The organism is Dyella terrae, assembly GCF_022394535.1.
Classification (GTDB): Bacteria; Pseudomonadota; Gammaproteobacteria; order Xanthomonadales; family Rhodanobacteraceae; genus Dyella.
Genome location: NZ_CP089414.1, coordinates 5,164,939 through 5,191,901, shown reverse-complemented (window position 1 = coordinate 5,191,901; position 26,963 = coordinate 5,164,939). Strand labels below are relative to the sequence as shown.

The window sequence follows — 26,963 nt, the reverse complement described above, 5'->3', positions numbered from 1 at the left end:
CTCAACGAGCGGCGGCGAGTCGCTTCTTCACTTCGGCTACCAGGGCAAACGAACGGCAACGCGCTTCGTGGTCAAACACGTTGGCCGTCACCATCAACTCATCGGGACGATGACGCGCCACGAAGGCTTCGATGCCTTCCTTCACCGTGTCGGGGCTACCGATCACCGCGCAGGCGAGCGCACGCTCCACGCCGAACTTCTCCGTCGGCGTCCAGTACGTCTCGATATCGTCGATCGGCGGCGGGATCAGGCCCGGGCGTCCACGACGCAGATTGATGAAACTCTGCTGCTGCGTGGTAAACAAACGCTTCGCCTCGGCGTCGCTTTCTGCCGCGACGATATTGACGCCCAGCATCGCGTACGGCGATGGCAGGCGTGCAGAAGGACGGAAGTCACGGCGATACAACGCCAGCGCTTCGTCCATCGCATCCGGCGCAAAGTGCGACGCGAAAGCGAACGGCAAGCCCATCGCCGCGGAAAGCCGCGCACTGAACAGGCTGGAGCCCAGCAACCATACGGGCACCTCGATGCCCGCGCCCGGTACAGCACGGACCGGTTGCTCTGGCGTGGCGGGTTCGAAATAAGCGAGCAGCTCGGCCACGTCCTGCGGGAACGCATCGGCGCTGTCGAAATAGCGTCGCAACGCACGCGCGGTGGGATGATCGGTACCGGGCGCACGTCCCAGCCCCAGATCGATGCGCCCGGGATAGAGCGATACCAGCGTGCCGAACTGCTCGGCCACCTGCAGCGGCGCGTGGTTGGGCAGCATGATGCCGCCCGCGCCGACGCGAATGGTCGAGGTTCCGCCGGCCACATGGCCAATCAGCACCGCCGTAGCGGCGCTGGCGATGCCCGGCATGTTGTGGTGTTCGGCCAGCCAATAGCGCGTATAGCCCAACTGCTCGGCGCGGCGCGCCAGATCCAGCGTGTTGGCGAAGGCCTGGGTGGTGTTGCTGCCCTCAGTGACGGGCGCCAGATCGAGTACAGAGAAAGGAATCATGAGACTTCCTCGACGGGGAAGCTCCACACGTGGGGGCTTGCCGGGAAAAAGCCAGCCCTTCGGCGAACGCGCCTACGAACGGAGACCACATGGGATCGGCCTACAATGATGTCCCACGCCCACTAAGCACGCGCCTTGCGGCGCCTCGCCCCGGAAAGGCCATGACCAAGATGATGCTCTCCCGCCCCGTCGCCGCTGCCCTGCTGGCGGCAGCGCTGTTCGGCGCCAGCACCCCGTTTGCCAAGCAGCTGGTCGGCCAGACCTCGCCCTTCCTGCTGGCCGGCCTGCTCTACCTCGGCAGCGGCATAGGCTTGAACCTGATCCGCATCGTGCGCGACCGGTCGCTGCAACTGCCGACCATGCCCGCGAGTGAATGGTGGTGGTGGTTGGGCGCGGTGATCTTCGGTGGCGTGCTCGGGCCACTGCTTCTCATGTTCGGGCTGGTCCAAACCACCGCATCCACCGCCTCCATGTTGCTCAACCTTGAAGCCGTGCTTACCGCACTGCTCGCGTGGGTTGTGTTCAAGGAAAACGCGGATCGACGCATCGTCGCCGGTATGTTGCTCATTGTCGCCGGTGGCTTGCTGCTTTCCTGGTCAAGTACGGGTCACGGCCAGGGTTCGTGGATCGGCCCCGTCGCGATCGGTGGCGCGTGCTTGTGCTGGGCCATCGACAACAATCTCACGCGCAAGGTCTCCGCGCAGGATGCGTTGTTCCTTGCGGGCGGCAAGGGTGCCGTGGCCGGTGTTATCAACACCGCGGTGGGACTGGCTATTGGCGCTGCGTGGCCGTCGTGGACGCAAGCGATGCCGGCCATGCTGATCGGCCTGCTCGGCTATGGCATCAGCCTCGTGCTATTCGTGCTCGCCCTGCGCGGCCTGGGCACGGCACGCACCGGCGCCTACTTTTCCACGGCGCCGTTCATCGGCGCCGCCATCGCCATCCTTTGCTTTGGCGAACACGCATCCACGATGTTTTGGCTGGCTGCCGCCTTGATGGGCACGGGCGTCTGGCTGCACCTGACCGAGCGGCACGAACACGAGCACACGCATGAAGCGATGCTCCACGCGCATCGCCATGTCCACGATGAGCATCACCAGCACGAACACGATTTCGACTGGGACGGCACGGAACCGCACACGCATCCGCACCAGCACACGCCCATCACGCACACGCACCCGCACTACCCGGACATCCATCATCGCCACGGCCATGCGTGAAAACACGTACCGAGACGTGAAGGCCTTGCAGCAACGCCGCCCGAGGGTCAGCGCCGAAAGACGTTTGGCCGTCCATTCCATGCCGACCCCAAAACGCTTGCGATACATTGTTTCAATTGGAAAATTTTCGTTGACACGCGGCAACTGGGCTGAGTATCGTGCCCGCGCCTGAGAGCCTGTTCACGATCTCCGCATAGCCCGCGCCGGAAGCTGTTTGCACGCAGGACAAGGAAGAACGAAGGAGTGTACGTCCGTACACGACTGAGTGATGACGCCGACCTGGGGGCAAACAGATCCGGCCCGGAAGGTTGTTCTTGAGTGGCCACCCAACGACAGCGCGCGGCTTGACCTGCCCACCAGGCAGGCGCTGCGCCACGCACTGCCGCCGGGCGACCACTCAAGAACAACGCGGGCTGTGCGGAGATCGTGAACAGGCTCTTCCGGCCCTCCCGTGGCACTTGTCTGGTTATCAACCTGCGAGAAATGGACAGTTACCCTAGTAGCAGCGCCAATGTTGGATGCACCTATCCGATGTTGGCGCGCCGTGTAGACAACTTGGACGCCTGTGGCGACCGTATGCGGTCGACCGGCGCTTTCCTGGTCTCAGGGAAGTCCGGCCGCCTCCTGCGTCGCTGCGCGCGAACAGGAGGTGAGTCATGAACCTCTTTCATTCCGTGACGGGCCACATCGGGCCCGGCCGCCGTCGTGCGGGCCGTCGCTTTGCGCCGCCCGGACGGCTATACAACATCCGCTATGCCATGACACCACGCGGCCCTCGCCGTGAGGAAGTCGAGGTGCGCATCCATCCGCTGACGGCACGCTGGACGCGAGACCCGGCAACGGGCGCACTGCGCTGCCGTTGGCAGGCCACCTCACCGTATGGCGCGCCACCTGCGATGCCCCCTCCCCTTCGACAGCCTGCAAGCATGCCGCGTCGGGACATCCACGCTGATATGCGCCCTCCAACGCGCTGACATCGCGCGTCCGGCGCGTTGATGCGCCCGTTGCGACGATAGATCCATCGTCGCATCCATCCCTGTCTTCTTTCGTCACCCGTGCTGGCTTGCGCCAGGCGCAGGCGTGAGCGTGTGTGCGCTCACCGCCCGATAGCGCCTGCGCGATGGCCGTCGCGGTAGACCTGCGCGAGATTCACTCATGAACAGCATGCATTTCCTTGGCGAATGGTTCGATTGCCGCGCGTCGCTGAGCGCGTTGCGCGACCCTGAAGCCATCCGTGCGCTTTGCGTCGAGCACGTGATGCGGCACCACATAGCGATTACCTATGACTTCTTCACCGTTTCAGCCCATCGAGGCGTGATCGGCGCGGTCATGGCGGACGACCTGCACATCGTCGTGCGTACCTTTCCTGATCGCGATTCGATCAACGTCGACCTGTACGCCGTTCCGTCGCACCACACGGACGTCGCGGCGATGTTCCAGTTGCTGACCGGCCTCTGCGACGACTTCAAGCCGGCGCGTACGGTGCTGCATCGCGTGCAGCACGGCACCGATGCGATGCCCGCCGGGCGCCTGCCCATCACACCCACCCAGACCTTCGGCGCAGAGAGGTGGCGTGCCGCCTAGTACCCGGCCCTCGATTTTCCGCCACGTCGCAGCGCACCCGCGCTCGGCAACATCCCTTTCGCAAGGACCCGGCGATGTCACGACATCGCTGGGCAACCATGGTGTTCCATGCTCAATACACACGCATCGCAAGACCACAGTAACTCGGCCGTGCTCGACAGCGCCCACGTTGGCGACATCCACGGCGCACTGGGGACCATCTCCCGCCACGACACCGGGCGACGAACCAGTTGGGGAGCACGCTGGCGCACCCTGCTCGCCATCCTTGGCCCGGGCTTGATCGTCATGGTCGGCGACAACGACGCTGGCGCCTTCAGCACCTACACGCAGGCCGGCCAGAATTACGGCACTGCGCTGCTGTGGACGCTGACGCTGCTGATACCCGTGCTCTATGTGAATCAGGAAATGGTGCTACGCCTCGGCACCGTCACCGGTGTCGGCCATGCACGACTCATCCTGGAGCGCTTCGGCAAATTTTGGGGTGCGTTCAGCGTCATCGACCTGTTCATCCTCAACGCACTCACCATCGTGACTGAGTTCATCGGCATCAGTCTCGGCCTCGATCATCTGGGTATTCCGCGCTACTGGGGCGTAGCGATATCGGCGCTGATGATCATCCTAGCCGCCAGTACGGGCAATTTCCGGCGTTTTGAACGTTTCTCGCTCATGTTGGTGCTGGGCAGCCTGCTGCTGGTGCCCGTGCTGGTGATGGTGCATCCGCCGATGCATCAGGTGCTGCATGACATGGTGGTACCGGGCATGCCGAAAGGCGCGCCACTGAGCGAAGTGATGCTGCTGATCATCGCTATCGTCGGCACTACGGTGGCCCCGTGGCAGTTGTTCTTCCAGCAAAGCTACGTCATCGATAAGCGCATCACGCCGCGTTTCATGACTTACGAAAAGATCGATCTGGTCGTTGGCATCGTGCTGGTGATCGTGGGCGCCATCGCCATGATGGGTTTCAGCGCGGCCACCTTCGCCGGCCGTCCTGAGATGGGGCAATTCGCTGACGCCGCCGCAGTGGCCGCCGGCGTTGCCAAGTATGTAGGCGAAGTACCTGCCACGCTGTTCTCGATTGCGCTGATTGACGCGAGCATCATCGGTGCGGCAGCCGTGTCGCTATCGACGGCCTACGCGATCGGTGACGTGTTCGCGATCAATCACTCGCTGCACCGCAAGCCTTCCGATGCCAAGACGTTCTACGGCGTGTATGTCCTGCTGATCGTCGCGGCCGCAGCCCTGGTGCTTATCCCCGACTCGCCGCTGGGCCTGATCACCAACGCAGTGCAAACGCTGGCCGGCATCCTGCTTCCCGGCGCCTCGGTGTTCCTGCTGCTGTTGTGCAACGACAAGGCCGTGCTCGGCCCGTGGGTCAACGGACGCCTGACGAACATCTTCACTGGCATCGTGGTCGCGGTGCTGGTGCTGCTGTCGATCATCCTCACCGCATCCGTGCTTTATCCGTCCATCAGCAGCGCGCAGATCCTCAGCATCCTCGTGGGCGGCATGGCGCTGACGGCCGTCGTTGCGCTTGGCCTTTTTGCAGCACGTCGCCTGCGCGGTGTACCGCACGCTGAACCTATCCATCGTGAAGGCCGTGAACACTGGCGCATGCCACCGCTGCACACCTTGCCTTCCGCGCAGATGAGCGTGCGTCGTCGCCTGTGGTTGGGCGTGCTGCGCGCCTATCTCGCGGCCGCTTTGATCATGGCCATCGTGAAGGTCGTACAGATGATCGTCGCCAAGCACTAGTCACCCACTGATTGACCGGACCTCTCTTCAACACCCTCGCCTGGCGAGGGTGTCAGGACGCTTTTTGCCCGTTTTTATCGTCAAAGGACTTGCCATGTACCCAACCCTCGCCCCTCTCGCGCGCCGCACACTATCTGCAGCGTTCCTGGCCGGTTGCCTCGCCTCGGCCGCTCACGCAGCCGATGTGGACACCGACACGCCTGCACCGACGACGGCCGACGACCGTGCCGCCGTGCCTTCGCGCGAGCCGCAACCGTCGAGCGATGTCGATACCCACGAGGACCGCTGGAGCGCCCACGCGCAGACCACCTACGTGTGGCAGCACAAGGATGCGTTCGACGCGCCTTACACCGGGCCGCAAAGCTTGATCCCGCAAGCGGAGCACAGCTACACCTGGACGTTTACTGCGTTTCTCGGTGCGCGCTTCTGGCAAGGCGGCGAGCTCTACGTGAACCCCGAAGTGGTCGAAGGTCTGCCGTTTTCCCACCTGTATGGTCTGGCCAGCATCAACAACGGCGAGATCCAGAAAAACGGCGGCACCACGCCGCGCGGCTACTACGCACGCGCCTTCCTCCGCCAGGTGATCAACCTCGGTGGCGAGACGTTCCACGTTGACGCTGGCCCCAATCAGTTGGCGAGCAACTATCAGCGCGAACGCCTGGTCATCACGCTGGGCAAGATCACGCAAACCGATCTGTTCGAGAAGAACACCTACGCCAATGATCCGCGCACGCAGTTCCTTAACTGGGCCATGATCACGCACGGTGCCTGGGACTACGCGGCGGATGCGCGCGCCTACACCATTGGCGGCGCGGCCGAGCTCTACTGGAACGAGTGGGCGGTGCGCGCGGGGCGTTTCATGGAGCCCACCGTCGCCAATGGCACCAAGCTCAATTACAACATCGGCCGCTATCACGGTGACACGCTCGAGGTCGAACACGATCACAGCATCGATGGTCAGCCGGGACTCGTCCGCGTGATGGTGTTTCGCAACCGCGCGTTCGCCGGCAGTTACCGCGATGCGATCAACGAAGCGCTGGTTACCGGTGGTGTGCCGGACGTGACGGCGGTACGCAAGGATTCGGACAAGACCGGGTATGGCATCAGCCTGGAGCAACGCGTCACCGACGACGTGGGCGTCTTCCTTCGTGCCAGCAAGGCCGACGACAAAGTGGAGGAGTATGCCTTCACTGAAATCGACGACACCATTTCCGGCGGAGTCTCGATCAACGGTATGCGCTGGAAGCGACCCGACGACACGGTGGGCTTGGCCTATTCGTCATCTGGACTCAATCAGGATCACCGCGATTATCTGGCGGCAGGCGGACTCGGCGGTTTCCTTGGCGACGGACAGCTAACGCACTACGGTCGCGAACAGGTATTCGAGGCGTACTACAACGTCCAGGTGATCAAGGGCGTGCAGGTGAGCTTCGACTTCCAGCAGGTCACCAACCCGGGTTACAACGCCGACCGCAAGGGGCCCGTGCGGATCTTCGGCGGACGCCTGCACTTCGAAATCTGAGTCCCGAAGAAAACGGCGGCCTCGTGGAGGCCGCCGTTGTGTTCACTGCAGCGCTATTCGATCAGCGCATGATGCCGGTATGACCCAGCGAGTAGCGGCCCGGCTGCGGCCACACCGCCAAGCCGTGCGGCTCCTGGCCCACCTTGATGATGCGCACCTGACCGCTGGTGGTGTCGAACGCGTACACCACGTCGTCGAAGCGACCGGAGAGCCACAGCGTCTTACCGTCCGCGCTCACGTTGCCCATATCCGGGCTGCCACCGCCGGGAATGCCCCAGTTGGCGACCACTTTCTGCGAAGCGAAATCGACCACCGACACGCTGCCCTTGCCGCCGCGCGGACCATGCACCTTATTGGAACCGCGGTTGGCGACATACAGCTTGGTGCCGTCACGGCTCGGGTACAGGCCATGCGTGCCCACGCCAGTCTTGATGAAACCCACCTGCTTGAAGCTGTAGGGATCAATCAGGTACAGGCCGTCGGCCATCATGTCGGCGACGTAGAAAGTCTTGCCGTCCGGGGACGAGCGGATGTCCTGCGGCATGCCCTTCTTGGACAGGTCGAGGTAACCCACCACCTTGCGGTTGACCATGTCGATCTTCACCAACTTGCCGGTGAATTCGCAGGTGAAGATGGCGAAGCTGCCATCGATAGAGAACTCGGCGTGGTTGATGCCCTTGCACTCCGGCGCCTGCAGGCTGTTATGCAGCGCCTGGGTGTGCGCATCGCGGAAGTCCAGGCGCGCGAACGCCTCAGCCACCACGATGGATTCCTTGCCGTCCGGCGTGAAGTACATGTTGTACGGATCGTCCACCGGCACCTCGGTGCCCGGCTTACCGGTACGCGGATCGATCGGCGTCAGGCTGCCGGTCTTTTTGCGCTCGGCGTTGTTGGTCACCCACAGGGTGCGCAGATCCCACGACGGCACGACGTGCTGCGGACTCTCGCCCACCTTGAACTTGTCCACGACCTTGTACGTTTTCGGGTCGATCACGTAGACGTCGTTGGAACGCAGGTTCGGCACGTAGATGCGTTCCAGATCGTTCTTCACTGCCGGGCTCAGGTGGCCGAGGCCAGACTCGCTGTACATGTCGGCAGGATTCACCACCGGCGGCATGCCGGGCACGGTGGTCACGGACGAAGCCGCCAGGGCAGTGCCGGCCATACACGCCGCGGCAAGCGCGAACGGTGCGAGTCGGAACAGACGGGTGGAGCGCAGGGATTTAGCGATGGCCATGGGTCACAACTTGGTTGAGTGGTACAGGGGGAATTCGTTCAGCGCGTCTGCGTATCGCGACGCAAGGCGTTAGCGGTATTTACCACAATAGCATCCACGCCCAGCTGACCAAGGTCAGCCGAGGAGCGGCGCGGATCGCCACCGTAGACGCCATCGGCAGCGCCCAGCTTCGGGCCGTGCTGCAGGCGGTCCAGCCGCACCATTTGCGGGGCCACGGCCAATTGCAGCGAGGTATCGGCAAGGCCGGCGTGGGTGCCGATTTCATCGTCCTTGATGCCGTGCTGGCGCAGGATCTGGTTGAAACCGTCGGACGAGGTGGCGTAGTACTCCGGCGGCACGATGGCGCGAGCCTTGCCGCCCCATGCCTTGTTCAGCTTCGCCGCCACGCGGTCAAGATCCTTCTGGTAACCACCGTGGTCACCGAGAAACACCACGTTGCGGAAGCCATGCACGGCAAAGCTCTGCGCGGCCGACTCCAACATCTGCTCGAAGACTGCGTCGGGCACGGTGATGGTGCCTGGAAAGCGCATGTGCGAGCTGGGCGGTGCGGTGTTGCCCTCCGGCACATAGGCCACCACCGGGGCGACCAAGGCGTCACCCAGGCGCTCGGCGATCTTCTGCGACAGGAACGCCGCGCGCGCGTTGTGCTTGCCCACGGCAATGCCGGGGCCGCTCTGCTCAGTGCCGCCGATGGGAATGATGATGGTGGTCTTGCCGGCCTGGACCTGATCGCGGATCTCGGTCCAGGTAAGGTCTTCGAGCTGTACCGTGCGCGGCGTCTGGGCAAAGGCCGCATGGGCGCCGAGCAGCAATACGCCGCACAGCAAGGCTCGCAACGACGGGTAAGGCATTGGATCGTCCTGAAAAACCAGGTGCCAAGTGTAAAGCTCATCCCCTTGGGAGCACACCCCGCACGCGATCACCCCCATCGGGGCGCGCGCGGCATCTGACAGCGCACAAGGGGCGCTGTTACAAGGGGTTAGGTGCTACACGGGCCTTTCATGGGCACCGTGATCTGTTCCCGATGAACGGGAATTGCCCCGCCCCTGCCCGGGAGCCGCCCATGCATCGCCACATTCTTGCCCTTGCCGCGACCCTCGCCGCTTCGGCGCCAGCGCCCTGATGATTTGTTGCGAGGATCAGGGCGACTCGCCTGGATGTCGCTCTTTCCACGCTGCCAGTTCTTCGCGATAGCGCCCCATGGCTTCATCGTAGAGATCGAAGATGCAGGGCACACAGCCCTGACCGCAGCAATCTTCGTCGTCGGGGCGTTGCGGTGGCGTGGGTGGTCGATCGGTGGAGGGCGCAACTGCGCCCTCCACCTTCGTGTTTTGCTGTGATTCGGTCAAACGGGGAGTACCACTTAAAAATTAGCCGGGCTTGCGGAAACGATAGACGAACTGGTCGGTATGACCGCGGATCGACTTGTCGAATACCTTGATGTTGTGGGGGTCCTTCGGATTGCGCAGCACATCGCTCTCGCCATCGAAGACAAAACCAACCGACTCCACCTGCTTCTTCACGATGGCCGGATCAATGCGGTGCAGCGTGTCGGTATCACGCATGCCCGAACCCGCCTCGGCCACATGGTCAATCACCACGAACAGACCGCCGGGCTTGAGCGAATCGAACACCTGCTTGTCGAACGTCACCGGATCGACATTGCCCATGAACTTGTCCGGGTAGTCGTGGTAGTTCTGCGACGTGAAGATCAGGTCAACCTTCTGCGGTGTCTTGAATTCCTTGGCCGGCACCATCAGCACGCCGACGTTGGCGTAGTGCGGGTTGGCGACCAGCGCCTTGGAGGCCTGCACGTCGGACGTGGCCTCTTTGCCGTACTCGTTCGGCCACACGGCGAAGACCTTGCCCTGGGCGCCCACGATGCCACTGAACACACGGGTGAAATAGCCGCTGCCCGGGATCAGGTCCACCACGGACTGGCCCGGCTTCACCTCGGCAAAGGCCATGATGTCGGCAATCTTGCGGCGCTCGTCGTTGGCCGTGTCGTCCTTGCGGGCGGGGTCGTTGACGGCTGCGGTGACGTAGGAGGGAACGTCCGTCGGCGCTGGCGGTGTCGCCAGCGCAGCGGTGACAGGGAAAGCGAGGGCTACCAACACGGCAAGGACAGTCGGACGCATAACGAACTCCATGTCAGGGATAGGGGCGCTATTCTGCGCCCCCAAAGCATAAACCGCAGCAGGAGTTTCGGCACGGTGCTGCGTCGCGTTATTTGGCGGTGCCCGGCCCCGCCAGCGTGGTCAGCAGTACGTGCCAGTACGCCAGATCGTCATAAAACGACTTCACCGGCACGCGCTCATTGAGGCCATGCGCGAACGAATCGCTGTTCTTCATGAACATGCCGTTGACACCGTACGTGGGAATGCCTGCTGCGCGGAAATAGATGCCGTCGGTGGCACCCGACTCCTGCACCGGCGTAACCGCAACACCTGGACGGATCGAATGCACCGCCTTGGTCACGGCGGCGACCACGTCGGGGCGGAGCGGCGATGCGTCACTGGCCACGGCATGGCCAATCAGCGTCACTTCCACTTTCGAACCCACGAGATCCTGCAACGTCTTTCGCACCGTCTCGATCGCCACACCCGGGAACACGCGGCAATTGATATTGGCGGTCGCCGATTGCGGCAGCGCATTGTCCGCATGGCCGCCACGCAACATGGTGGCCACGCACGTGGTGCGCGTCTTGCCTACTTCCGATGGTTCGGCGGCAAGCACGGCGGCCGCCGCGGCATCGTGCGGGTCCTTGGCGAAATCGCGCATCGCCTGCCCCACCTTGCCCTGCGTGCTGGCACCCAGCGCCTTGAACGAGGCGACGGTGGTGTCGTTCGACATCACGGGAAACGCGTAACCCTGCACCTTCTTCAGCGCATCGGCTAACTCGTAGATGGCGTTGTCAGCACGCGGTAGTGAACTGTGACCGCCCGAGTTGCGCGTGGTCAGCTCGAAATCCGCGTACGCCTTTTCGGCGGTCTGCAGGCCGAACACGAGTGGCTTGCCGTCTTCGCCCAATTCGCCGCCACCGGCGTCGGTGTTGAGCGCGAACTCGGCATCGACCAGATCGCGGTGACTCTTGACCAGATCATTCATCGTGTCCTGCGAGGTTTCCTCATCGCCCGTGTAGACAATGATGAGGTCGCGCGTGGGCACGAAGCCGGCTTTCTTAAGTTGGATGAAGTTGGCCGCCAGCACGGTCACGCCGCTCTTGATGTCCTCGGTGCCGCGCCCGTAGAAGTAACCGTTCTCTTCGATCAACTTGAATGGATCGCGCTGCCAGTCTTCCGGCTTGGCGGTCACCACGTCCATGTGCGCCATCAATGCAATGGGCTTGCCGCCCGTGCCGTTGCCGCGATAGCGCACCACCATCGCCGCCGTCTCGCCATGCGGAATGATATGGATGTCCGAATCAGGAAAGCCCGCGGCGCGAAACTGGTCGGCAAGGTAGCTCGCCATCACCGGCACCTGCCCCTGTCCGATCTCCGTCTTGAAAGCGATCAGGTGGCTGAAGATGTCCCGTGCCTGGACCTGGTTGGCGTCGGGCGCCGCCAGGGCGGGCAATGCGACGGAACAGGTCAGCAAAGATGCGAGCAGGGATTTCAGCATGGGCGTCTCACCGGCGTCGAAAGGAGCCGTGAGTATGTCGCGTCGTTTGCCCGTGCGACACCACCCCACGATACCGGCGCGTCAGTCCTGCTGGAAAGGCCAGGTACCCAGCGTGCGGTACTCGCCGCCGCCCACGATGCTGTGCAGCAGCGAGCAGCTGTCCACCCGCCACCGGATGGGTTCAATCGAAACCATCTGCGGCAGCGCACCACGGCTATAAGCAAACGTGACGTGCGGGGTGAAGCTGCGCGACAGGTGCTGCCCGAGTCCTGCCAGCACCAGCGCTTGCCGCAGATCCTGCCAAAGCTTCAACAGCCCGTCCGGCACCTGCGAACAACGCAACACGCAAGGCGACTCACGCCCGTGGAAGCCCGATACCGAGTCCAACACCAGTTCGAAAGGTTCCACCGCTAGTTTGCCTGCCGCATCAATCGCCGCACGCACGATGTCCTCACGCAGCATCGGGTGGTCACCCAGGAAATGCAGGGTGACGTGGTAACGCGACGGCCGGATCATCCGCGCATGCATGGGTTGCGTTGCGGCTACGCCAGCCGCTGCATGCTCGATCTGGCGCGCCACAGCCTCGCCCGGCATAAGCGCGAAGAACAGACGATGGATCTGGGCGGGCTCGCCACCGCCCCCAAGCAGGTCGGGCTGGATATCGGTGGTGGTGCGGGAACGGGAGCGACTCATGCAGAACGGGCCGATGGAAACGTCCCACCTTACCGCAATTGACATTCCTCGCCGCACTTGCACGACAGACGCCGCCCGGTAGTAAGCTGGCATCGCCGATGCATCCCCAAGCTCGGCATCCACAACGATGCAACATCACGCCGTCAGGAGGAAGAACATGGCTTTCTCTGCACGTGTTTCCGATGCGCCGCTCGCCCAGATCAATGTGACTCCGCTGGTCGATGTCCTGCTGGTATTACTGGTCATCACCATGATCACCTCGCCGGTACTCACCCACAAAGTGAAGCTCGATCTTCCTCAGCACGGCATCGTGGACTTCACTACACCACCCGAAATGGTCCAGCTCGCTATCCACGCGGATGGATCGATGACCTGGAACGATGCCCCCATCGACGCATCGATGCTGTCGTCGCAGTTGGTGATCGCCGCACACCAGAGTGAGCAGCCGCATCTGGTACTCGATCCCGCCGACGGCGTTTCCTACCAGACCGTTGCCAGTGTGATAGCCGAGGCGAAACAGCAAGGTCTGCAGAGGATCGATTTCATGGATCCACGTTGAGGCTGCGCACCCGCGAAGGCACTGGCACGCCTTCGCGGGTGCAGCGACGTCATCACGTATCCGTGACATAAGCAAACCGTTCCGAAAGCCGCATGAACCTGCGGCACGGCGTTGTGCCGGCGTGCACACGGCTGGACCTACGCTGTTCTCCGTGCAACACCGCCGCTGTCTGCCGGAGGGAACGTTGATGAAACACGACTCGTCCATTGCACTTCGCCACAAGCTCGCCGCTGCCGCGATCGCCGTGGCATGGGTGGCTCTGCCCCTGCCGGCGCTGGCCCAGTATCACCATGGCCCGCCGCCGCAGCATTACGACCACCGCTACGACCACGGTCACTACGACTATCACGACGACCACCACGGCAACGATACCGGCGCCATTGTCGCCGGCGCCTTGCTCGGCGTAGCGGCTGGCGTAGCCATTTCCAATGCGAACACGCCGCAGCCGCCGCCCACCGTGGTCTACACCTCGCCGCCGCCTCCGCCGCCACCCGGCGTCGTCTACTACGACAACAGTGGCTACTGAGCCGCTACGGATTCGCTCTGCATAGGGAATACTGACCATGAAAACCATGCTTCGCAGTCTGACCATGCCGGCGCTGCTGTCCTTCGCGTTGGTTGCCGGGCCGGCCCTGGCGCAACAAGGCACGCCCACCACGGCACCTGCCGCGCAGAAACCACCCACCGCCACGCCTGCGGCGGCGCAAGACCACGGCCAGAAGCACGCCGATGCCGTGGAGCGTCGCATCACCGATCTGCATACCCAGCTGAAGATCACCGATGCACAGGCCAAGCCTTGGGATGCGTTTGCGCAGACCATGCGTGACAACGCGCGCAAGGCGGATGAAGCCTTCCGCGACCGCGCGCAGAAACTGTCGACGATGAACGCACCCGATGCGATGAAGTCGTATGCCGATCTCACGCAGACGCATGCCGACAACATGAAGAAGCTCTCGTCGGCCTTCGACGATCTGTACGCCGTGCTCACACCGGATCAGAAACAGATCGCCGATGCGATGTACCGCAACCCAGGCGGCCCCAAGGCCGGTGGCCCGCACAAGGGCGGCAAAGGCGGCAAGGGAAGCAAGAGCGCGCCAGCTAGCGCGTCCTCCTCGGCAAGCGGTTAATCGCTACACCATCTACCTCGACGCGGCGCGCGCTTCGCGCCGCGTCCGTTTTCAGGTATCCGCCGCGGTCCCCTCCGCCGCTGTCAACGACACGGAATAGACGGTTTCCAGTGGGCCAAGCTGGTCGCGCGTGTCGTAAGTGACGTAGTGCAGCTCCCGTACCGCCAGCATCGGCGGAGGCGTTGCGAGCATGGCCAGCCGCCGACGCACCACGTCACCAGCCACGCATCGGCGATACAAGCCCAGCGTGATGTGAGGCACATAAGGTGACTGCCGTACTTCGCGGCTCGCCTCCCCCAGCGCGTGCCGCCATCGCGCCAACTGGCCCATGGCGTCACGCACGGGAACAAACGCTGCGCTTGCGAAACTGTCGGGCCGCGCCAGCGGTAAGGTGCACATCGCGCCTGCGCAGGCCCGCAGCAACGCGACTTGCCGCGCCAACCGTTGCGGTGGGAAATCATCATCCTCGACACCCTGGCCATGGAAGCCGCAGACGAACACCGTGAGGTGGGGTTGTCGGCGCGGACTCGGATGAATCAGGTCCGCCAGCTGTTCGCGCGCCGTATCGATGTATTCGAGCAAGGCCGCATCCTGCACCGGCACCACCCATACGCCATACCGCCCGCGCCCCCGATGCCACTCGGGGTAGTCGCGCAACTCGGCCACCAGCGTTTCGGCGGGTCCCGCCACGGGATCGGAAAACAGCATGGTCAGATGGTAGCGATTCCTGGCCGAAGCCGCCGCCGGTCATGCGGAAAGTCATATCGCTGCCAACCTCGGTTGCGGCTACAGTGACGCCGCTAGATGCCATGGAGAATGCCATGTTCCGTTCGCGTCACTCCCCGCTCGCCGCCGTTCTCTGGGGCGGATTCGTCGCCGGTACGCTGGACATCGGCGCCGCCACGCTGATCAGCGGCTATGGCCCGCTTGTCATCCTCAGGTACATCGCCAGCGGATTGCTGGGCAAGGCCGCGCTGGCCGGCGGCATCGCGGAGGCCGCGCTGGGTCTGGTGCTGCAATGGGCCATGTCGCTGCTGATTGCCGCCGTCTTCGTGTTCACCGTGGGCCGGCGCGCCGCCGCAACACGTCAATGGCCCGTGTGGGGTGTAGCGTATGGGGTGGTGATTTTCTTCGTGATGAACTACGTGGTCGTGCCGCTCTCTGCGCTGCACGCCAAGCCGCACTTCAGCACCTTCAGTTTCATCGCCAACATGGCGGCCATGCTGCTGTTCGGCTGGATCATCGCCCTGTTCGCGCGCAACAAGCTCGCTGGCTGACGCGTCGTCCTGCAGTGACGATGCCGGATCAGGCACACTGGCGACGATGGAATGCGCTGCCCCGACCATGCCCGACCCAACCGACACCGCCACACCCGCCGGCACGTGGTGGCTCTACCTGATCGAATGTCGCGACGGCTCGTATTACGCGGGCATCACCAACGATCTCGATGCGCGCTATCAGGCTCACGTGAATGGCAAGGGCGCGCGCTACACACGCTCGCACCCTCCGCTGCGCCTGCTCGGTTCGCGCGCCTATGAAAACCGCGCGGCAGCATCGCGCGCCGAGTGGGCCATCAAACAGCTGCCGAAGCACCGCAAGCTCGGCTATCTGCATGCCGACACGGACATCGCCGTGACGACCACCGTCACCCCAGCGTTGCCGGAATGACGGTGGTCGTTTCCCATCAGGTCGACTTCTTCAGCATCGCCGTGATGGTGTCCAGCTTTTCACGGTAACCATCCAGCGTTTTTGCCGTTGCCTGCGCAAACTGGTTCGCCTCATCCCAGCGACGCGACTCGATGGCCTCGCGCACGCCCGGCACCGTCTTCACGCCGTAGCCGGTGAGCATGCCCGGCGCGTAGATCATGTGTTGGAACCACGGGCGTCCTGGCAGGCCGGAGGCATCGGTGAGCGATTGCTCCATCTGCCCCATCAGCGCATTCACCTGCTGCTGTTGCTCGGCCGACAGCTTGAAGCCGGCGGCAGCGCGCTTGCTGTATGCATCTTCGAACGCTTGCGCGCTCTTCTTCAACTTCTTCGCTGCGTCATCGAGCGGTGCGAGTTTGATGTCAGGCACATCCGAATCACGTTCGGGCGGCAGGATCGGCCGCGTCGGGTCGGATACCAGCGCATACGCATGCTTGTCGAGCATTTGGTGTTGCTGCTCGGTGTCCTTGCGCGTGTCCTCCACCAGCTTGTGCAACTGCTCGACATAACGATCCAGCGTGTCACTGAAATCGCCGAAGCGCATCGGCAGCACGCTGGCATCGGCGGTGCGCAGCACAATGTGGCCAGCCACCTTCGACAGCGCCACGCCGTATTGGAAGTCGGGATCGCCGAAGCGCACGTAGTGATCGAACGAGTCGTAGGCGGAGTGATAAATACCGCCGTTGTCGTCCTCGCCACTGAAGCCTAGGTCCAGCGAGGCGATGCCCAAGTGTTCGAGGAAGGCGCTGTAATCGGAGCCCGAGCCCAGCGCCATGATCGGCACATCGCCACCTGCAGCAGCGAGCTTGGCGAACTCCTTGGCCTCCGGCTTGGCGTCCTTATTACTGCCGTTGACCATGACGTGTGCGCGCATGCGTTCACGCACACTCGCCTTGGTTTCAGGGTCGACGACGCCCTCGGCTACCTGATTCACCAGATGCTGGTAGGAGTGGCTGCCGCCCGCCTCCAGAAATCCACGTCCGTTGGTATCGGAGTTGAGGTACAGCACGGCCTTCTGCTTCAACTCGTCCGCGTGGGTTTCCGCCCATTCGGTGGAGCCGAGCAAGCCCGGTTCTTCACCATCCCAACTTGCGTAGACCAGCGTGCGCTGCGGCTTCCAGCCCTGCTTATAGAGCGTGCCGATGGCTTTCGCCTCCGCCAACAGCGCCACGTTGCCGGCCAGCGGATCCCACGCGCCAAACACCCAGCCGTCGTGATGGTTGCCGCGCACGATCCAGCGGTCGGGTTCGGTGGAACCCTTGATCACGGCGATCACGTCGTACACCGGCTTCTGGCCCCAGTCCGACAGCACGGTCAGGTGTACGGGCGCACTGCTCGGGCCCATGTGATAGGTGATCGGCAACGAGCCACGCCAGTTGCCCGGCGCCACCGGACCGGTCAGCGACTTCAGCAACGGCGTGGCGTCGGCATAGGAAATAGGCAAGACCGGAATCTTGAGGATGGTCTTGGCATCTTTCAGCGCTAGCCGCTTGGCATCCGGCGTGGAGCCGATGCCTGGTGTCAACGGATCGCCGGGGTACTGCTGCATGTCGGCCACCGAGCCGCGCTGCACGCCATCTTCCGGACGCCAGCCACCCTGCGGATAGGTGTCGCCTTCGGCGTAACCGTCATCGTGCGGATCGGAATAGATCAAGCAACCCACGGCGCCATGCTCCTGCGCCAGCTTGGGCTTGAGGCCACGCCAGCCGCCGCCGTAGCGGGTGATGACAATCTTGCCGCGCACGTCGATGCCGCGGCGAGCCAGATCCTTGTAATCGTCAGGCATGCCGTAGTTCACGTAGACCAGCGGCGCGCTTACGTCACCATCGCCACCGTAGACGTTGTACGGCGGCAACACGCCGTCCTTGATGCTGGATGTTGCATCGCCCGCTACGGCCGGCTCGTGCAGCTTGGCGGTATACGGGTGCGGCCCTTTCAGCTCCAGCGCCACTTTCTTCGGGGTGGGATAGAGCACGTTGAAGGTTTCGATGTGGGCATCCCAGCCCCACTCCTTGAACTTGGCCAGCATGAACTCCGCATTGGCCTTGTCGTGCGGCGAGCCCACCTGATTGGGCTCGGACGACATTTGCTTGAGCCACGCGCGCTGGTCGGCGGGATCGAGCAAGGCATCGAAGCGTTGCTCCAGGCTCTGTTGCGCGGCCGCGCCGTCGGTGGTGAAGCCGAGCATGCCTTGGTCGGCTTTGCCCGGATCGTCCGCAGCCAATGCGCTGCCCATCGAAGCCAGCAAGCAAGCCGCCAGCAGCGGCCGTATCGTCAAACGGGTCATGCGTTGTCTCTCCCCAGCGGTGGCGCGAATAGTTCACGAGTCGTTGTCGTCGCGCTCTCCCTTCGCGACGATATTCAATGCTGTCGTGACACTTATACCCCCTGCCCTGCGGCATTCGCCTAGGACAAAGGTCATGCTTTGGACGGATATCCGCCGCATGAGCCTTCGGCAGGAGGGCTCACGACCGCGTGGCGCGCGACGCCTTCCACGCGGCCAGCCGCTCGGCGATGTAATGGTCCGCATCGGCCTCGGTCGTAAGCGCGGGCATCGCGTGGTGCGTGTCGCCCTGCGCATCGAGCACGGGCAACTGCGATACCAGTTCGGCGTAAACCTCTTGCAGATGCGAAGGCTCGCCCGCCGCGGGGTTCTTGCCCTTGGAAGTCGGTGCCGTCACGCCTGCCAGCGGATCGTCGGTACGAGGTGTCGCCAGGGTAAGCACGTTGCCAACATCCGGCGCGGCGGCATCACGCGCCGTCAATGCCGGCACGCCCCAACGCGCTTCGACCGTGCTCAGGATGGAGGTGTGATCCAGCGCCATGCTTCCCGACGGCACCCGAAATACCGTGCCTGCCGGGATCAGCGGTGAAATCAGCAAGGTCGGCACACGCGGCCCAAAGCGCTTGAAGTCAAAACCGTATTCGCCCGCCGTGGCATCAGGTGGCACAGCGTTGGTCGGTGGCGGCACGTGGTCATAGCAACCGCCGTGCTCGTCGTAGGTCACGATCAGCAATGTCTGGTTCCACAGCGGGCTGCTGCGTAACGCGGTGTAGACGTCGTGGATCAACTGCTCGCCCAACGCCACGTCGTAGTTAGGGTGCTGGCTATTGCCGCTGGAACCCCAGCTGGGTTCGAGGAAGGTGTAGGCGGCCAGCGTGCCATTCGCAGCAGCCGTCTGGAAGTCCGAAAACTGGCCGAAGTTGGCATCCGGCGCGTTGACGAGATCAGTGTACGTCACGCGCGTGAGCGGCTCGGCGTTGTAGCCGTAGATGGCCCAGGACACGCCCTTCTGCGTGAGAGCGGCATAGATGGTCGGCGCGGTGAACGACTTGGTGGTGTCGTCCATGTGGCCCTGTGAGGTCGCCGCATGGGTGAACGCGCGATTCGGCAGGGTTTCGGTGGGTGCCGCGCCGAACCAGTGGTCGCACACCGCGAAGCCACGCGCCAGCGCCGATAGCACCGGCAAGGTCTGCGGCGTGTGCATACCCATGATGTCGCCGGCTACGGTGCCCGCCAGGATGGAGCGCTTCTGCTGCGCCTCCCACGTTAGTGTGGATGCGAAGTTGGCGACAAAGCCCGCATTCGTCGCCACCGGCGGCACCGGTGCGGTCGCGCTGCCGAACAGCTGTGCATTGGTCGCGCTGTAACCCTCGCCGGGGTCGGCGCCGGGCATGTAGTACGTGCTGGTGGTGTTGGGCGGGATGCTGAATACGGTGACGGCGGCTCCCCCACTCGCTCCGGGGTTGCTCTCCTTGCCGGTCAACCCTTCGAAAGGCTGGCCGGCGGGCGACAGGTTGCCTGAGTCGGCATAGAGAAAGCCCAGCATGTGGTCGAAGGAACGGTTCTCCAGCATCAGCACCACGATGTGGTTGATGGCAGACAGCTGGCTTGCGGTCTGGGTGGTCATGTCGCCGCCTTGGGATTTGCGTGGGGATAGGGCCATTTCGCCGCCTGGCGTGTCTGCATTCCATCATCGATGCGTGTCGTACGCGTGACCCGGAGCACATCCCGGCGTTCAGGATCGGCGGGACTGAAGTTTCTAACCGATGCGCCGATAAACCCCTCGTGCCCGGCATTGGGGCACGGACCCACACGTCATGGCGGGACACCTATGCTGCAAACGGCGCCGAACATCGCCTATCTCAAGGCCGCATGGGCTGCATTCGCGGGCATCAGCGGCCCCAACGCCCAGCAAAGCTACGAAGCGGCAGGCCTGAGCTTCACGCGCGTCAACCACTCCACCCTGGTGCGCAAGAACGACGTTCAGGTGTCCACCATGCCCATCCACTACACGCGGCACGAACTGCGCGTGGGCTTCCTGGGCCGCATCGAGAATGAGGTGCGCAAAGCGGTGAACGAGCTCGAAGCCGTGCTCTACCGCGACCTGTGCCTGCCGGAAGGCCACGAATGGATGATCGAGCTGGATGAATGCCTGCGCATGCTACGTCGCCGTGGCCATCGCTCGCTGTCCATCCTGATCCAGCCGGACAGCTCCGCTACGCCTGACACCCGCGTGCGCGTGGAGATGCGCGTGTACCTCGACTCGCCGCGCGCCTGCCTGTTCGCCAGCGCGGCGGATGCCACCACGAACGGTTTCGTCGATCTGCTGGAAGAGGCCCCCAAGCGCGTCCGCGTGCCCCGCGCGGCGAACTACGGCGAACTGGCTGCACAGATAAGCAGCACACTGAACGAGGCTTTCGCCGCGTTCCCACGCGCCCAGCTGGCTGCCTGAGAACAGGCTCTTATTCCACGGGAATGTAGAGATCCGTTTCCGACGACGGGTCGTCCGGCGCGATAAAGCGCTCGTCGTAACGCTCGAACTCCACCCCGGCCCGCACGCGCAGGCCCAGCTTGGGCAGCAAGCGGGTGTGAATGGTCTGGAAGGTTTCGGCGATCCCGCTCACCACACCCCGGTGCATGAACACACCGTACTTCTGGGCCGGCACTGTGAACTTCACCATGCCCTCGGGCACGGCTGCGTCCTCAGCCACTGGCAGGCCTGCCACGTAGCGCAGCATGCCGTCCGGCATGGGCGTGCAGACGCCGTAGGCCACGCCTGACTCCGCCAGCGGCTGCACTTCGTGCTCGCGTGGCAGAAAGCGCTCCCATAGCGGCCCGACGCCGTTGGGACTACGGGCGACATACTCCAGTCCGACGACCGTGAAGGCGGGCAGCGATACGATCCGGTGGTCCATGGCGGCGTCCTGGGGCAGCGTTGAGCGAACCCCAAGACTAAGTCAGTAGGCATGCATGGCAACAGGGTGAAAAGGGCCACTTGCATGGCAGGACGTTGTCGATATGGCAGCCCTCCGTTCGTCGTGAGGATAGACGCCGCCTTCGCCTCACCAGGTCAAGGATGCGTCTGGCCCTCCACCTTCTGCGCCCGAGGTTATGTCCATGTCCCAAGCCCCCACCCTGATCCCCGTTGACGAGCTGGTGAAGCGCAACGGCGTCACGTTCGCCGGCGAGAGTGCTGAATACCGCCACGCCCGCAACGCTCTATTGGCCGAAGAGCTCGAACTGCGCCGCCATATCGAACGCGTGGCCGAGCAACGCCGCGCCCTGCCACCCGGCCCCGACGTGAAGGGCGACTACCGCTTCATGGGCGAGCATGGCCCGCTGGATTTCGCCGGCCTGTTTGGCGACAAACAGACCCTGGTCACCTACAGCTACATGTTCGGCCCGCAGCGTGAACGCCCCTGCCCCATGTGCACCTCGTTGCTAGGCGCTTGGAACGGCGAGGCGCGCGACATCCAGCAACGCGTCGCGTTGGCTGTGATCGCCCGCTCGCCTATCGAACGCCTGCTCGCCTTCAAGCAAGAGCGTGGCTGGAAAGACCTGCCGCTGTACTCCGACATCAACGCCCATTTCAGCCGCGACTACGGCGCCATCGATGACAAAGGCAACGATGAACCGGCGTTCTGTGTCTTTACCAAACGCGATGGCCACATCCGCCTGTTCTGGGCCGGCGAAATGAGTATGGCCACCGCCGACCCCGGCCAAGACCCGCGCGGCGCGCCTGACCTCATGCCGATCTGGACCATCCTGGACTGCGTGCCCGAGGGCCGCGGCACTGACTGGTATCCGAAGCTGAATTACGGCACCTGACTACGGAACCAACGGGCCGCGACTACGCGGCCCGTTGCGTCATTCACTCTCACATCGCCTTCAGGCAATTGACCATCCACGCCTTGCCGAAACGGTCTGTGAGCATGCCGAAGCGATGCGCCCAGAAGGTTTCAGCGATGGGCATCGACACCTCGCCACCCTCGGCCAGTGCCTTGAACACGCGGTCGGCCTCTGCAGCGTTGTCCACGTCGATATTCACGCAACCTTTGGAGACAACCGTGTGCGGCGGGCCATCTGCACCCATCAGAATGCCGCTGGGCGTTTCCAGTTGCGAATGCATGACGCGGCCGTGCGTTTCCGGCGGCATGTCGTTGGCCATGGGCGATTCGCCGTAGGTCATGCGCATGGTGACCTTGCCGTTGAACGCTTTGGCGTAGAAGTCGAATGCTTCGCGCGCCTGGCCATCGAAATCAAGATAGGGAATGAACTTCATCGGGCTACTCCTACATCGTGGGGACAGAAAGCCTTACGGCGTCCCGCCGCGCGAGCGCAACGGCAGCCGTATGGCCATCCTTTAAATCGTGCCGGTCATCGTTCCGGCGTGATGGTTCATCAGAATGACGAACAGGCGTCTCACGGATCGACATGGGGCGACGCCACCACGGCGCGCGCCGGGTCGAACAGATCAGGCCCGGATCATGCCCGGGAGCTGGTTGTCCGCGATAACGCGGTTTCGCCCGGTGCGCTTGGCACGGTAAAGCGCGGCGTCCGCCTCCCTGCGCAACAGCTGAAGCTCGTAGCCCGAACTGTCGGTGGACGCCAATCCAATGCTGGCGGAGAACGTGACGAGACGGCCGTCACCCTCCACCGGGGTGGCCTCGATCGCCGTGCGGATGCGATCCGCGATAGCCACGCCCTGCTCACGCGTGCAGTCGGGCAGCAGAATGCCGAACTCCTCGCCACCCAGGCGACCGAACAGATCCGTGGGGCGCAGCTGTCGCTGGCAGAGCGTCACGGTGTGCTTGAGCACGATGTCGCCGACGGCATGGCCGTGGGTATCGTTGATCAGCTTGAAGTGATCCAGGTCGATGGAGATCAGGCAGGCAGCACCCGATTTCCTCTCCGTGGTGCGCAACACGCGCTCGGCCTCGCTCACGAAGTGCTGGTGGTTGAAGATGCCGGTCAGGCTGTCGCGGAAAGAGAGCATCTTGAAGCGCAGCTGCGAGCGCTTGATGCGCAACAGCCATGCCGCGATGGAGATGACCAGCAGCAGTAACAACGCGATGTAGAGCCGGCTCGTCTCGACAGCTTTGGTGTCCAGCGCCTGTTGCAAGCGCAGGATATTGTTCTGCTTGCTCAGCCCCTCGGCCTCCAGCCGCTGCGCGAGCAGATGCTGCTGCACGGTGGCATAGGCCAGCGACCTGGCGCTGATATCGTTTAGATAGCCTTTATCCTGCGCTACGAAGCGCTCGTAGTAGGCTAGCGACGCACCCGCATTACCGCGCTTCTTCTCCACTTTGTAGAGCACCTCGTAGGCGCTTCGTACCCACTCGCTGACCTCGTCCTGGCCACTCATGGACAGCACCGTCAGCGCGGCCTTGCGTGCGTCGTTGTCTTCGCCCAGCTTTTCGTACGCCTGCGCCAGTTGTACCTGCGCCGCCCTCATGTGGGAGTAGTAACGATTGGCGTTGATGCTGGGCAGGATGCGCTGTATCAATTCCAGCGCCTTCGCCGGCTGATCCTCGCTCAGGTAGAGATCACCCTTGACCAGCTGGACGGTATTGGCGAACACCGGCTGCCCGCCCGCGACGCAGGCATCGATGGCCTCCCGCAGTTTCTGGCTGGACGATGTCAGCTTTCCGGTGTTGTTGAGCGCGGCCACTTCCATCGACAGTGGGTTGCACAGGCTTTCGCCCGGCGGCAACGAGTCTTCCATCATGCGGGCGTACTTGATGGCCAACTCACCCTGGCCCGCGAACATCATCAGTTGCGACAAATTGGACAGCACGGTGAAGCGCGCCAGATTGTCGTTGACCTTGGGCAGGTCAGAGGCCAGCTGGTTAGCTAGCCCAAAGGCATCTTCGTACCGGCTGCTCAATCCGTAGTTGTGCATGAGCAAGGCCGTGGCCTTGGCCTGGAGCGTCACGTCACCGGAATGGTCCATGACGTCCCGCAGCATGGTATTGGCCCTGGCGGTATCGCCTTCGAACGCCGCCTGCCACGCATCGAGGTAACGCAAGTACCACTGCTGTGCCGGCTTGAGGCTGGAGGCCTCATCGTGGATCTGCGCCAGCATGTGGACAAAGCGCGAGTGATCAGTGGTACGCACGCGCTCGGTCTGTTGGAGAAACGCCGTCGGGTCGGATGAGACCTCGACGGCGTATGCAGCACCCAGCAGCACGCAAAGTCCCATGCTCGCCGCAGCGAGCCAGGGCCAGCGCTTGCGCCACTGCCGGAGCATGCCTGCCCCCTAGCCGCTGCTTGAGGACACGTCGGGCTCCAGCGGCGTGGACGGTTCTTCTTCGTCCTCGCGCTCGGGCGTGGGCAGTGGCTCTTCCTGAGGACAGGTCTGCGAGCTCTGGCTGCCATTCATGGTGGCACGGGTTCCAAATTCCTGTGCGAGCCATGCGCTGTCACCAGACGCCACGGCAGCCTTCAATGCATCGGATGCTTCCGCCGCATCGAGTACGTCGCCTAATGCGTCGGCCGAGGCATGACGCAACGTAGCGTCTTGCCCGATGGCTTCAAGCAGCTCCATCGTATCTGTCATAAACAATCCCCCTATTGTTTTACGGTGATGATCCTGCACTCATTGCGTCACTCACGCGATGTGCCAGGCCGGCATATCTTGATGAAACACGATGACGGGCGCCACCGGTGCTCACTCATCACGCCATGCGCCAACGGTCCTCTCCCCCCGTGGCACCCGACGATGTTACTGCGTCAGGCCGTCATGCTGGCCTCTTCCAGCGCATCCAACTCGGCCAGCCGCGCCTGTATCGTCAGGTTTGGCTTCATGGCCTTCGCCGGGGGCAACACCACGGTTTCCTCGGCGGACAACTCGATATCCGGCAGGTCACGCAAGGCGACACGGCGGATGCGCGGCTGCTGGATGGGCAGCGTGGCCGCGCGGTAGATGATCATCTGATGGTCGAGCGGATAATCCGCGCTCAGCAGGTCCACGAACACCTGCCGATACGCGGCACCCGTCGCCTTGAAACGCGCCAGCGACTGGTCGCCCACGTGCCCCACCTGCCACAGCACCAGATAACCGGTGGGATCGATGCGGCGCTCAAACAACAGCAACTGGCTGGCTTCGAAATGCTGGCAACCGAAACGGCCCGGGTCGATGCCCAGATCCGCATAGAGACAATCTTCGGCGGAAATGCCGGGCTCCATGTGCGCGGCATACCCTTCGGCGCGTGCCGCTTCGATGGCCTTGTGCGGCGACCAGGCAAAGATGCCAGGGTGCCCATAGAACACACCGCAGACGCGCTTGCCCGCGCGTACTTCGGTCATCATCAGGTCGACCCATTCGCGATACGTCGTGAGTCGCGACTTCCCTTCCCGGTAATAGGGCTGCAGGCTGCGCACGTCTGGATGCATGCGTTGCAGCCATGCCTCCACGATGCCGTCCGACACACCCGCGAACACCACGTCCGACTGGGTGATATGGCTGCGCGCCAGCGGCGTGAGGTGGGATCCGAGCGTCATGCCCAGGCCGACACAAGCCAGGCTGCCGTGGCGCACGTCTGTCGCTGCCGGTGTCGAAGAGTTTTCCATCCCGCGATATTAGGGCAATTTCTGACCGCTGAGCACGCCAGGCGACATATGGCAAAGGATCGCCCCGAGCCGCCGCAGGGCCCTGCGCAACCGCCGAAAAGTTTGCTGGATCGAGACAAGCAAAGTGGCGCGCGCCTACGCCTGGGCGCATGGTAGCCTCACCGGCCGGTGAGAATCGCGCCGGCAAGAGCCTCGCACGCCGTCCACCTTGAGCACGGCGCCGATCGGGCTCGAACGCCCGGGCCGCCCGGCGCCATCGCCGCCCACTGTCGCCGCATCGGCCACAAGCGATAGATTGAGCTTTTGAACCCCAGGGCCTGGCCCGGGCACTCACTCCCCACTGTCTACCCCGACGCACCACGAGGATACCGGCATGAAAAAGCATCTCCTGTGTTCGCTCGCCGCTGCTGTTCTGGCTGGCGGCATGCTCCTGACGCCCCCCGCCTTCGCCGCCATCAGCCAGGGCGCCACCGCTCCGGCCTTCACCACCCAGGCCAGTCACGACGGCAAGAGCTTCACCCTCTCGCTGGCCGACGCGCTCAAGAAGGGGCCGGTCATCGTGTACTTCTTCCCTCGGCCTATACCGGCGGTTGCGATATCGAAGCACACGCCTTTGCCACGGAAGCGGCGAAGTTCGCTGCGGCAGGCGCCACCATCATTGGCGTCTCGGCGGACAGCATCGACCGGCTCAACACGTTCTCGGCCGACCCGAGTTACTGCGCCGGCAAATTCCCGGTGGCGTCCGATCCGCAGGGCAAGATCGCCGCCCAGTACGACGTGAAGATGTCCGCCGCCGAGCCTGACGCGAAAGATGTGCAAGGCCAGGCCATCGAGCACGGTTTCATCTCGCGCGTGACCTTCGTGATCGGGCGCGACGGCAAAGTGGCCGCCGTGTTCTCCTCCGAAGCCGATCACCTGCATCCGCAGGACCATGTGAGCAAGTCGCTCGCCATCGTGCAACAGCTCCAGGCAACCAAGGCGCCCTGAGCATTCGCCACGCAGCGCACATCCGCCCCGTCGAGGGCGGATGTGCGCGATCCGGGGCGCACCGCGCACGGTCACGAAACCGTCGCTTGCAGTCCCAC

27 protein-coding genes are annotated in these 26,963 nt (G+C 63.6%); 12 read left to right on the top strand and 15 right to left on the bottom strand.

The features are described 5' to 3' along the window. Window position 1: 1 nt before the first annotated feature. On the bottom strand, window positions 2-1,000 hold the full coding sequence (locus DYST_RS23025) for an LLM class flavin-dependent oxidoreductase (protein ID WP_239948796.1): 999 nt from the start codon (window positions 998-1,000) through the stop codon (window positions 2-4). A 161-nt stretch (window positions 1,001-1,161) separates the two neighbouring features. On the opposite strand from DYST_RS23025, the gene DYST_RS23020 reads away from it, so the two are divergent. The 4 genes from DYST_RS23020 (at window position 1,162) to DYST_RS23005 (ending at window position 7,078) form a co-directional block, all read left to right on the top strand. Then, window positions 1,162-2,220 carry a DMT family transporter gene (locus DYST_RS23020; protein ID WP_275666900.1) on the top strand — a complete coding sequence of 353 codons (1,059 nt, stop codon included), beginning with the start codon at window positions 1,162-1,164 and terminating at the stop codon, window positions 2,218-2,220. 1,155 nt (window positions 2,221-3,375) lie between these two features. Then, window positions 3,376-3,804, top strand: coding sequence for an S-adenosylmethionine decarboxylase (locus DYST_RS23015; RefSeq protein WP_239948794.1), 429 nt, complete (start codon window positions 3,376-3,378; stop codon window positions 3,802-3,804). 108 nt (window positions 3,805-3,912) lie between these two features. Beyond that, the gene (locus DYST_RS23010; RefSeq protein WP_239948792.1) at window positions 3,913-5,556 is read left to right on the top strand and encodes an NRAMP family divalent metal transporter; all 1,644 of its coding nucleotides are present in this window, start codon (window positions 3,913-3,915) and stop codon (window positions 5,554-5,556) included. Window positions 5,557-5,650: 94 nt separating this feature from the next. Then, on the top strand, window positions 5,651-7,078 hold the full coding sequence (locus DYST_RS23005; protein ID WP_239948791.1) for a carbohydrate porin: 1,428 nt from the start codon (window positions 5,651-5,653) through the stop codon (window positions 7,076-7,078). A gap of 61 nt (window positions 7,079-7,139) precedes the next feature. On the opposite strand, the gene DYST_RS23000 is transcribed toward DYST_RS23005, so the two are convergent. The 6 genes from DYST_RS23000 to thpR all read right to left on the bottom strand — a co-directional run bounded on the left by DYST_RS23000 (window position 7,140) and on the right by thpR (window position 12,629). After that, a complete protein-coding gene (locus DYST_RS23000; RefSeq protein WP_102304945.1) occupies window positions 7,140-8,315 on the bottom strand; it encodes a YncE family protein in 1,176 nt (391 codons plus the stop codon). A gap of 38 nt (window positions 8,316-8,353) precedes the next feature. Beyond that, window positions 8,354-9,166 (bottom strand): creatininase family protein, encoded by an 813-nt coding sequence (locus DYST_RS22995; protein WP_239948789.1) that lies wholly within the window; start codon window positions 9,164-9,166, stop codon window positions 8,354-8,356. 288 nt (window positions 9,167-9,454) lie between these two features. Then, entirely contained in the window at window positions 9,455-9,637 is a 183-nt protein-coding gene (locus tag DYST_RS22990) for an oxidoreductase-like domain-containing protein (RefSeq protein ID WP_239952185.1), read from the bottom strand. Between the two features lie 48 nt (window positions 9,638-9,685). Further along, window positions 9,686-10,453, bottom strand: a complete 768-nt coding sequence (locus DYST_RS22985; RefSeq protein WP_102304943.1) for a class I SAM-dependent methyltransferase — start codon at window positions 10,451-10,453, stop codon at window positions 9,686-9,688. A gap of 88 nt (window positions 10,454-10,541) precedes the next feature. Next, entirely contained in the window at window positions 10,542-11,936 is a 1,395-nt protein-coding gene (locus DYST_RS22980) for a M20/M25/M40 family metallo-hydrolase (protein WP_239948787.1), read from the bottom strand. 81 nt (window positions 11,937-12,017) lie between these two features. Next, the gene (gene thpR / locus DYST_RS22975; protein ID WP_239948785.1) at window positions 12,018-12,629 is read right to left on the bottom strand and encodes an RNA 2',3'-cyclic phosphodiesterase; all 612 of its coding nucleotides are present in this window, start codon (window positions 12,627-12,629) and stop codon (window positions 12,018-12,020) included. 157 nt (window positions 12,630-12,786) lie between these two features. Between thpR and DYST_RS22970 the strand changes: the two genes are divergently transcribed. The 3 genes from DYST_RS22970 (at window position 12,787) to DYST_RS22960 (ending at window position 14,315) form a co-directional block, all read left to right on the top strand. Continuing rightward, window positions 12,787-13,188 (top strand): ExbD/TolR family protein, encoded by a 402-nt coding sequence (locus DYST_RS22970; protein ID WP_239948777.1) that lies wholly within the window; start codon window positions 12,787-12,789, stop codon window positions 13,186-13,188. A gap of 187 nt (window positions 13,189-13,375) precedes the next feature. Next, a complete protein-coding gene (locus DYST_RS22965; RefSeq protein WP_102304939.1) occupies window positions 13,376-13,714 on the top strand; it encodes a hypothetical protein in 339 nt (112 codons plus the stop codon). 37 nt (window positions 13,715-13,751) lie between these two features. After that, on the top strand, window positions 13,752-14,315 hold the full coding sequence (locus tag DYST_RS22960; RefSeq protein ID WP_239948775.1) for a Spy/CpxP family protein refolding chaperone: 564 nt from the start codon (window positions 13,752-13,754) through the stop codon (window positions 14,313-14,315). Window positions 14,316-14,366: 51 nt separating this feature from the next. Here DYST_RS22960 and DYST_RS22955 read toward each other — a convergent pair whose 3' ends face one another. Then, complete coding sequence (locus tag DYST_RS22955; RefSeq protein ID WP_239948774.1) at window positions 14,367-15,023, bottom strand: 2'-5' RNA ligase family protein; 657 nt, start codon at window positions 15,021-15,023, stop codon at window positions 14,367-14,369. A 113-nt stretch (window positions 15,024-15,136) separates the two neighbouring features. On the opposite strand from DYST_RS22955, the gene DYST_RS22950 reads away from it, so the two are divergent. Together DYST_RS22950 and DYST_RS22945 are read left to right on the top strand one after the other, a co-directional pair. Next, window positions 15,137-15,592, top strand: a complete 456-nt coding sequence (locus DYST_RS22950) for a hypothetical protein (protein WP_239948772.1) — start codon at window positions 15,137-15,139, stop codon at window positions 15,590-15,592. Between the two features lie 67 nt (window positions 15,593-15,659). Next, a complete protein-coding gene (locus DYST_RS22945; RefSeq protein WP_239948770.1) occupies window positions 15,660-15,983 on the top strand; it encodes a GIY-YIG nuclease family protein in 324 nt (107 codons plus the stop codon). A gap of 16 nt (window positions 15,984-15,999) precedes the next feature. On the opposite strand, the gene DYST_RS22940 is transcribed toward DYST_RS22945, so the two are convergent. Then, window positions 16,000-18,309 carry a transferrin receptor-like dimerization domain-containing protein gene (locus DYST_RS22940; protein WP_239948763.1) on the bottom strand — a complete coding sequence of 770 codons (2,310 nt, stop codon included), beginning with the start codon at window positions 18,307-18,309 and terminating at the stop codon, window positions 16,000-16,002. Window positions 18,310-18,487: 178 nt separating this feature from the next. Next, the gene (locus DYST_RS22935; protein ID WP_239948761.1) at window positions 18,488-19,933 is read right to left on the bottom strand and encodes an alkaline phosphatase family protein; all 1,446 of its coding nucleotides are present in this window, start codon (window positions 19,931-19,933) and stop codon (window positions 18,488-18,490) included. Between the two features lie 204 nt (window positions 19,934-20,137). On the opposite strand from DYST_RS22935, the gene DYST_RS22930 reads away from it, so the two are divergent. Then, window positions 20,138-20,758: a hypothetical protein gene (locus tag DYST_RS22930; protein ID WP_239948759.1), complete on the top strand. Its 621-nt coding sequence runs from the start codon at window positions 20,138-20,140 to the stop codon at window positions 20,756-20,758. A gap of 10 nt (window positions 20,759-20,768) precedes the next feature. On the opposite strand, the gene DYST_RS22925 is transcribed toward DYST_RS22930, so the two are convergent. Then, a complete protein-coding gene (locus DYST_RS22925; protein WP_239948758.1) occupies window positions 20,769-21,221 on the bottom strand; it encodes a GyrI-like domain-containing protein in 453 nt (150 codons plus the stop codon). A gap of 202 nt (window positions 21,222-21,423) precedes the next feature. Between DYST_RS22925 and DYST_RS22920 the strand changes: the two genes are divergently transcribed. Beyond that, window positions 21,424-22,134 (top strand): DUF899 family protein, encoded by a 711-nt coding sequence (locus DYST_RS22920; protein ID WP_239948756.1) that lies wholly within the window; start codon window positions 21,424-21,426, stop codon window positions 22,132-22,134. A 49-nt stretch (window positions 22,135-22,183) separates the two neighbouring features. Here the strand turns inward: DYST_RS22920 and DYST_RS22915 are convergent, their stop codons facing one another. The 4 genes from DYST_RS22915 to DYST_RS22900 all read right to left on the bottom strand — a co-directional run bounded on the left by DYST_RS22915 (window position 22,184) and on the right by DYST_RS22900 (window position 25,878). Next, on the bottom strand, window positions 22,184-22,588 hold the full coding sequence (locus tag DYST_RS22915) for a VOC family protein (RefSeq protein ID WP_102303606.1): 405 nt from the start codon (window positions 22,586-22,588) through the stop codon (window positions 22,184-22,186). 192 nt (window positions 22,589-22,780) lie between these two features. Further along, window positions 22,781-24,556: a tetratricopeptide repeat-containing diguanylate cyclase gene (locus DYST_RS22910; protein WP_239948754.1), complete on the bottom strand. Its 1,776-nt coding sequence runs from the start codon at window positions 24,554-24,556 to the stop codon at window positions 22,781-22,783. Window positions 24,557-24,565: 9 nt separating this feature from the next. Further along, window positions 24,566-24,865: a hypothetical protein gene (locus tag DYST_RS22905; protein ID WP_239948752.1), complete on the bottom strand. Its 300-nt coding sequence runs from the start codon at window positions 24,863-24,865 to the stop codon at window positions 24,566-24,568. Window positions 24,866-25,038: 173 nt separating this feature from the next. Next, window positions 25,039-25,878 (bottom strand): SAM-dependent methyltransferase, encoded by an 840-nt coding sequence (locus tag DYST_RS22900; protein ID WP_239948751.1) that lies wholly within the window; start codon window positions 25,876-25,878, stop codon window positions 25,039-25,041. Window positions 25,879-26,268: 390 nt separating this feature from the next. Here DYST_RS22900 and DYST_RS22895 point away from each other — a divergent pair, with 390 nt between their 5' ends. Continuing rightward, window positions 26,269-26,865 carry a redoxin domain-containing protein gene (locus DYST_RS22895; protein WP_239948749.1) on the top strand — a complete coding sequence of 199 codons (597 nt, stop codon included), beginning with the start codon at window positions 26,269-26,271 and terminating at the stop codon, window positions 26,863-26,865. The last annotated feature ends 98 nt before the right edge of the window (window positions 26,866-26,963 follow it).

Excerpts from the sequence above, each read along its gene's own strand:
- DYST_RS23025 (WP_239948796.1), bottom strand. The coding sequence starts at position 1,000 with ATGATTCCTTTCTCTGTACTCGATCTGGCGCCCGTCACTGAGGGCAGC.
- DYST_RS23020 (WP_275666900.1), top strand. The coding sequence starts at position 1,162 with ATGACCAAGATGATGCTCTCCCGCCCCGTCGCCGCTGCCCTGCTGGCG.
- DYST_RS23015 (WP_239948794.1), top strand. The coding sequence starts at position 3,376 with ATGAACAGCATGCATTTCCTTGGCGAATGGTTCGATTGCCGCGCGTCG.
- DYST_RS23010 (WP_239948792.1), top strand. The coding sequence starts at position 3,913 with ATGCTCAATACACACGCATCGCAAGACCACAGTAACTCGGCCGTGCTC.
- DYST_RS23005 (WP_239948791.1), top strand. The coding sequence starts at position 5,651 with ATGTACCCAACCCTCGCCCCTCTCGCGCGCCGCACACTATCTGCAGCG.
- DYST_RS23000 (WP_102304945.1), bottom strand. The coding sequence starts at position 8,315 with ATGGCCATCGCTAAATCCCTGCGCTCCACCCGTCTGTTCCGACTCGCA.
- DYST_RS22995 (WP_239948789.1), bottom strand. The coding sequence starts at position 9,166 with ATGCCTTACCCGTCGTTGCGAGCCTTGCTGTGCGGCGTATTGCTGCTC.
- DYST_RS22985 (WP_102304943.1), bottom strand. The coding sequence starts at position 10,453 with ATGCGTCCGACTGTCCTTGCCGTGTTGGTAGCCCTCGCTTTCCCTGTC.
- DYST_RS22980 (WP_239948787.1), bottom strand. The coding sequence starts at position 11,936 with ATGCTGAAATCCCTGCTCGCATCTTTGCTGACCTGTTCCGTCGCATTG.
- thpR (WP_239948785.1), bottom strand. The coding sequence starts at position 12,629 with ATGAGTCGCTCCCGTTCCCGCACCACCACCGATATCCAGCCCGACCTG.
- DYST_RS22970 (WP_239948777.1), top strand. The coding sequence starts at position 12,787 with ATGGCTTTCTCTGCACGTGTTTCCGATGCGCCGCTCGCCCAGATCAAT.
- DYST_RS22965 (WP_102304939.1), top strand. The coding sequence starts at position 13,376 with ATGAAACACGACTCGTCCATTGCACTTCGCCACAAGCTCGCCGCTGCC.
- DYST_RS22960 (WP_239948775.1), top strand. The coding sequence starts at position 13,752 with ATGAAAACCATGCTTCGCAGTCTGACCATGCCGGCGCTGCTGTCCTTC.
- DYST_RS22955 (WP_239948774.1), bottom strand. The coding sequence starts at position 15,023 with ATGCTGTTTTCCGATCCCGTGGCGGGACCCGCCGAAACGCTGGTGGCC.
- DYST_RS22950 (WP_239948772.1), top strand. The coding sequence starts at position 15,137 with ATGTTCCGTTCGCGTCACTCCCCGCTCGCCGCCGTTCTCTGGGGCGGA.
- DYST_RS22945 (WP_239948770.1), top strand. The coding sequence starts at position 15,660 with ATGCCCGACCCAACCGACACCGCCACACCCGCCGGCACGTGGTGGCTC.
- DYST_RS22940 (WP_239948763.1), bottom strand. The coding sequence starts at position 18,309 with ATGACCCGTTTGACGATACGGCCGCTGCTGGCGGCTTGCTTGCTGGCT.
- DYST_RS22935 (WP_239948761.1), bottom strand. The coding sequence starts at position 19,933 with ATGACCACCCAGACCGCAAGCCAGCTGTCTGCCATCAACCACATCGTG.
- DYST_RS22930 (WP_239948759.1), top strand. The coding sequence starts at position 20,138 with ATGCTGCAAACGGCGCCGAACATCGCCTATCTCAAGGCCGCATGGGCT.
- DYST_RS22925 (WP_239948758.1), bottom strand. The coding sequence starts at position 21,221 with ATGGACCACCGGATCGTATCGCTGCCCGCCTTCACGGTCGTCGGACTG.
- DYST_RS22920 (WP_239948756.1), top strand. The coding sequence starts at position 21,424 with ATGTCCCAAGCCCCCACCCTGATCCCCGTTGACGAGCTGGTGAAGCGC.
- DYST_RS22915 (WP_102303606.1), bottom strand. The coding sequence starts at position 22,588 with ATGAAGTTCATTCCCTATCTTGATTTCGATGGCCAGGCGCGCGAAGCA.
- DYST_RS22910 (WP_239948754.1), bottom strand. The coding sequence starts at position 24,556 with ATGCTCCGGCAGTGGCGCAAGCGCTGGCCCTGGCTCGCTGCGGCGAGC.
- DYST_RS22905 (WP_239948752.1), bottom strand. The coding sequence starts at position 24,865 with ATGACAGATACGATGGAGCTGCTTGAAGCCATCGGGCAAGACGCTACG.
- DYST_RS22900 (WP_239948751.1), bottom strand. The coding sequence starts at position 25,878 with ATGGAAAACTCTTCGACACCGGCAGCGACAGACGTGCGCCACGGCAGC.